The 6,176-nt window shown below is 38.4% G+C and carries 3 protein-coding genes and 1 pseudogene; all 4 read left to right on the top strand.

The genetic code is table 11. The annotated features are described in order from the left end of the window. Positions 1-705, top strand: a 705-nt coding sequence (locus ACO1O5_RS06375) for an ABC transporter permease (protein ID WP_486269003.1), incomplete at its 5' end; no start/stop codon positions are given. A 28-nt stretch (positions 706-733) separates the two neighbouring features. After that, complete coding sequence (locus tag ACO1O5_RS06370; protein WP_486269002.1) at positions 734-3,157, top strand: ABC transporter permease; 2,424 nt, start codon at positions 734-736, stop codon at positions 3,155-3,157. A gap of 163 nt (positions 3,158-3,320) precedes the next feature. Continuing rightward, entirely contained in the window at positions 3,321-5,663 is a 2,343-nt protein-coding gene (locus tag ACO1O5_RS06365; protein WP_486269001.1) for an ABC transporter permease, read from the top strand. Between the two features lie 109 nt (positions 5,664-5,772). Continuing rightward, positions 5,773-6,176 (top strand): annotated as a pseudogene (locus tag ACO1O5_RS06360) (ABC transporter permease); the annotation flags it as partial.

Genomic DNA, 6,176 nt, shown 5'->3' with positions numbered 1-6,176 from the left:
GTAATATTTAACCAGGCTGCTGTTAAAGCCATGGGCTTACACAACCCAATTGGTAAAACAGTTTCAATGTGGGGCGAAAAGAAACAGATTGTCGGGGTCGTGAAAGATTATCATTTCCAGTCATTGTATAAAAAGATTGGGCCTGCATTTTTTACTTATTCGCCAATAAATCCAATTACCCTTGTTAAGATACAATCCGGAAAAGAGCAGCAGGCGATTGCGGGTATTAAAGCTTTGTATAAAAAATATAATGCGGGCCTTGATTTTAGTTATGCATTTCTCGATGATGATTATAACAAGCTATATGCCTCTGAGCAAAGAGTAGCTGAATTGTCAAAATATTTTGCGGGTATTGCAATCTTAATTTCATGTCTTGGTTTATTTGGCCTTGCAGCTTTCACGGCGCAAAAGCGGCAGAAAGAAATCGGGATAAGAAAAGTTGTTGGTGCTTCTATCAGCAATATTGCCGCTATGCTATCTGCCGATTTTCTAAAACTCATATTGGTTTCTCTTTTAATTGCTATCCCATTTTCGTGGTGGGCAGCCAATCAATGGTTGCAGAGCTTTGCCTACCGGGTAAGGTTAAACGCAGGCGTGTTTGTCGTTACGTCGATAACTATTATTGCGATTACATTAATTACCATAAGTTTTCAAACAATAAAAGCGGCATTGGCAAACCCGGTGAAAAGCCTGAGGACAGAATGAACTCCAGCTAACAGCTTAATTAAAAATTATGTTTAAAAACTATCTCAAAATAGCCATCCGGCATCTCACCCGGCACAAGCTGTTTTCTTTGATAAACATTTTGTGTCTTGCCATCGGCATTACCTTTTCTATCATTATAGGCGTATATATTTTGAACGAAGAAAGTGTAAATGCTAATCTTAAAAACGTCGGCAACCAATATATCATCAAGAGCAACTGGAAAGTTAAAGAAATGGGTATGGATATTACCACCATCGGCCCGCTGGCAAAAACAATGAAGGAGGAATTTCCCTCGCTTGTAGAAAATTATTATCGTTATAATCCTGTGGCAACCGTGGTTTCAGTGGGCAACAGTCATTTTAAAGAAAACATTGCTATTGGAGATACAACACTGGTTTCGATGTATGGCTTTCCTGTATTATACGGCAATAAAGAAAAAGTCTTCACTAACATTAATTCAGCTTTAATTACAGAAACTATTGCTCAACAACTTTTCGGAACAAAGAATGCCGTTGGAAAAGTATTCGGTATTACCACAACCGTAAATAATGAAAAGCAACAATACACCGTTAGTGCAGTTTTAAAAGACATTCCAAAAAATTCGGTTACGGGATTAATCAATATTGATTACAATGTTTTTGTGCCTACAGAAGGCAGCAGGTATTATTCAAACTTGCCGGATGCTGACCCTTCAGAAGGGTGGACCGCTGCTTATGAAATAGGCATGCTTGAATTGAAACCTGGTGTTACGCCGCAGCAAATGGTGCGCCCTTTTGAACAGGTACTAAAAAAATATACAGATAAGAACACGCAGGATAATCTTACTGTTGAACTGGCACCTGTTAAAGATTATCATTTAACCAGCAATAACAACGCCGTGCAAAAAATGATAACAGCGCTTTCATTTATCGCTGCATTTATTTTATTGATGGCGATCATCAATTTTGTGAACATTAATATCGGCACATCATCTTATCGTTTAAAAGAAATCGGGTTGCGAAAAGTTTTTGGAAGTATGAGAGCACAGTTGATGATGCAATTTATTTCGGAAGCTTTGGTACTTGCTTTTATCGCGACAATTCTATCATTAATTTTTTATGCATTACTCAGGAATGCATTTACAGAAATTTTAAATACTTCGCTGCCTTCCTTCTGGCATTTTAGTTTACAACAAATAAGTCTGTTTGTTATGTTGATCATTGCCATTGGTTTGCTGTCGGGCATCTATCCTGCGTTTGTGCTTAGTGCATCCAATACTATTAATTCCATAAAAGGAAAAACAGATTCAGCAAGGGGCGGATTGTTATTACGCAAAGGGTTATTAATCGTTCAGTTTAGCCTGGCGATTATCGTTTTCATCAGCGCATTAACTGTTTCCAGGCAAATGTCTTTTATATTCAATAAAGATCTTGGGTATAACAAAGAGCAGTTGCTTATTGTTGATACTTACCCTAAACAATGGGATTCCGTTGGTGTGCAAAAAATGAAAATGATAAAAGAACAACTGCTCACGTTGCCTGCAGTAAAAGACGCATCATTGTCATTTGAAATTCCCGTACGTAAACCGCCGGGGCAAATTACCTTGTATCCGCAAGGGCAGGAAAAAAACAATCCATTGGTATTAGCTGCATTTGCTGCAGACCAGGATTATGCTGCCACATTCGGTTTGAAAACTACGGCCGGATCATTCTTTAATCAATCAGGAGCGTTCACACCCAATCAAATTGTTGTGAATGAATCTGCCGCAAAAGCATTGGGTTTTATTGATGCCGCATCAGCGGTGGGAAGGCAAATAACTCAACCCACCGGCAATCCCGTATTAACCATCGCGGGTGTAATAAAAGATTACAACTATTCAAGCCTGCAGCAACACATAGAGCCGGTGGTTATTGTTCATTTTGAAGACACGAAAACGTACCGTTACATGAACCTGAGATTACGTACCGGCAATTATCCAAAAGCAGTAGCAGACATAAAAAAGAAATGGAAAGTATTGTTACCCGAAGCGCCTTTTGAGTATAGTTTTATGGATGATAAGTTTCAATTATTATACACATCTGAAATGCAATTGAAGAAAGCGGCAGATATAGCAACAGCGCTGAATTTAATTATTGTATTTGTGGGCGTTTTTGGTGTGGTTGCATTTACGCTTGCCAAACGAAATAAAGAGATTGCCGTTCGTAAAGTGTTGGGGGCTGATGTTAAAAATATTTTATCGTTGTTTATAAAGGATTATGCGTGGCTGATATGTATTGCCAATATTATTGCCTGGCCGGTTGCATATATTATATCTAATCATTGGTTAGAAAATTATGCTTACAGGATACAGCAAAATGTTGTTCCGTATGTCGTTGTATGTGTTTTTATTTTTATGGTGGCTTTTGTTCTTATAACAGCACAATGTTTTAAAGCGGCAATAGCAAACCCTGTGAAAAATTTAAGAACGGAATAATTAAAAGTAAAAATTATTACTAACGTGTATGTAACATGTGCGCTTTTCACGTAAAAGTGTTCGATTGCGCACAGTCGCAGGAAATTATTTTTATACCAATTTGTTCTTTATCAGTAAAATATAATATTGGTATGCATATTGAAAAGATTAGTCAAAGAATTTTATGCTAAAGAACTATTTTAAAATCGCCTGGCGCAGCCTGCTCAAAAACAAAACATCTTCATTCATAAATATAAGTGGATTAGCCGTAGGGCTTGCAACCAGCATCATCATTATGCTGGTTATCGTAAACGAATTGAGTTACGATAAATATAATACCAACTTAAAAGATACTTACCTGTTGATGAAGAATCAGAAACAAATGGATGGCATCTCAACAGGCGATGCTACTGCGGGGCCAATGGCGGCGGCCTTTCGCAGTGAAATACCTGGAACAAAATATGCGGCCCGTGTTGCTTATTTCGACAACCAAATAATGGAAGTTGGCAATAAAACGATTTACGAGTCCGGGATAGACGCAGAACCTGATATTTTTAATATAATGACGTTTCCTGCAGTTAAAGGAAATCCTGTTGCAGCATTGCAGGATGAGGGTTCTGTTGTGATAACTGAGCAGGCGGCAAAGAAATTGTTTGGCGATGAAGATCCAATGGGTAAGTTAATCATGACTGAAAAAAACAGTTTTAAAGTAGCGGCAATCGTTCGCGATGTTCCGCCAAACAGCACCATTAGATTTGATATGGTATTTTCATTCAGCTATTTTGCAAAACAAAATCCATGGTTGAATAAATGGGATGACAATCGTATCCAAACATGGGTTCAACTAAAGCCCGGCGTTAATCTTGCATTATTAAATAACAAACTAACTAAACTGCTGCAACTGCGTTCTAACGACCCTTCCGTATCCTTATTTGTTTACCCGTTTTCTAAATTAAGATTGTATGGAAGTTTTAGTAATGGTAAACCAAATGGCGGCAGGATTGACATGGTTATATTATTAAGTGCATTGGCTCTGTTTGTTATAATAATTGCATGTATCAATTTCATGAATATCGCCACTGCACGTTCTGAACACAGGTCACGCGAAGTGGGTGTACGAAAAGTGTTAGGCGCAACAAGAAAGTTGATCATCTGGCAATTTTTAAGCGAGGCAATGTTAATGACATTTGTTGCACTTTCATTGGCTTTTGTTCTGACACAAATAGCACTCCCTGTTTTTAATCAATTTACAGGAAATAACCTGGTGATAAATTATTGGGATTGGAAATTTTGGTCGTTACTATTCGGTATAGGTTTGATTACCGGTTTGATTGCCGGTAGTTACCCGGCGTTGTTCCTGAGCCGGTTTAAAATCATAAAAGTTTTAAAAGGTGCATCCGGCAACATAAGAAGTGGTGGGGGTTTACGCAAAGCACTCGTAACTGTTCAGTTTGTTATTTCTATATTTTTAATTATTGCTACCATCGTTATCTATAAACAAATAAATCACGTAGGAAATCGTCCGTTAGGTTACGACCAGGATAACCTGGTTGACATAGCCGCCAATAGCGGGTTGTCGGGTAAGTTTCAAATATTAAAAAATGATTTAGCGCAAATCCCCGGCGTTAAAAATATGACCGCAGGCTCTGATAATATTTTACAATTTGGCGGAAGTGTAACGGGTATGGACTATCCCGGCAAAATTCCCGGGCAGGAAATTTCTGTTATCGTAAGTTCCGTGCAATACGACTGGACAAGGACAGTGGGCATAAAGATGCTTGAAGGAAGAGACTTTAGTCCTTCATATGCAACCGATTCGTCTGCCTGTATTATCAATGAATCCACAGTCCAAAAAATGGCTTTAAAAGAACCTGTTGTAGGTCAAAAGATCGGCGGCAAAAATGTAATTGGCGTATTTCAAAACTTCGTCTACAACAACCCGTCAGGTATTATTGCGCCAATGGTTATTTCTTTACAAACAAGTAACCTGCCGCACTTCTTTGTGCGCATTAAAAATGATGACCGGTGGCAAAATACAGTTGCACAAATTGAGAAGGCCGTAAAGAAAATAAATCATAATTACCCTTTCGAATATTCTTTTACAAAAGCCGGTTACCAAAGGAGATTTGAAGAATGGAGCTCCGTTGGTTTGGCGGCAACTATATTTGGTTCCATGGCGATATTCATCGCATGCCTTGGCTTATTTGGCCTTTCATCTTTCCTTGCCGAAAAACGTGGCAAAGAAATTAGTATCCGTAAAGTGTTTGGAGCCAATGGAAAAAGTATCTGGTTATTGCTGTCCAAAGATTTTTTAAAACCGGTTGTAATTGCAATGCTTATTGTAATACCGGTATCAGTATGGCTGGCGCATGCTTTTCTTTCAGGCATTACGTATCATACAGAACTGACGTGGTGGATGTTTGCACTTGCGGCGGTTCTTACCATTGTAATTGCGTTGATAACAGTAAGTTTCCAGGGAATAAAAGCAGCGGTTGCCAACCCGGTGAAGAATTTAAGAAACGAGTAGCCTTTTCAACCCCTCCATCGGAGGGCTAAGAAGGTTCATAACAATGAACTTCATTAATTTTATAAAACACAAAAGCTTCACTCCCCTGGAGGAATAAGAAGGAGGCCTTATGTTTAAAAATTATTTCAAAATAGCGACGAGGCATCTTGCGGGCCACAAACTGTTTTCACTGATAAATATTTTTTGTCTTTCTATAGGTATCACTTTTTCCATGATTATCGGCGTGTATGTTTTGAACCAGGAGGAAATAAATGCAGGCCTTACAAATATTAATGACCAATATTTAATAAAGAGCAAATGGAAACAGGATAATATGGGCATTGACATCACTACACTTGGACCCCTTGCAAAAACAATGAGAGACGAATATCCCCAACTCGTTGCCAATTATTATCGATTCGATCCCGTCGCAAATATTGTATCGGTTGGCGATAAACATTTCAGGGAAGATATTTCAGTAGGCGATACCACTTTCATTTCTATGTATGGATTTCCTTTGCGCTTTGGTAACCC

It is taken from the genome of Ginsengibacter sp. (assembly GCF_057362405.1).
This window is presented reverse-complemented; position numbering and strand designations above follow the sequence as displayed.

Bases quoted from the DNA above. Each gene is read 5' to 3' on its own strand.
- ACO1O5_RS06370 (WP_486269002.1), top strand. From the start codon at position 734: ATGTTTAAAAACTATCTCAAAATAGCCATCCGGCATCTCACCCGGCAC.
- ACO1O5_RS06365 (WP_486269001.1), top strand. From the start codon at position 3,321: ATGCTAAAGAACTATTTTAAAATCGCCTGGCGCAGCCTGCTCAAAAAC.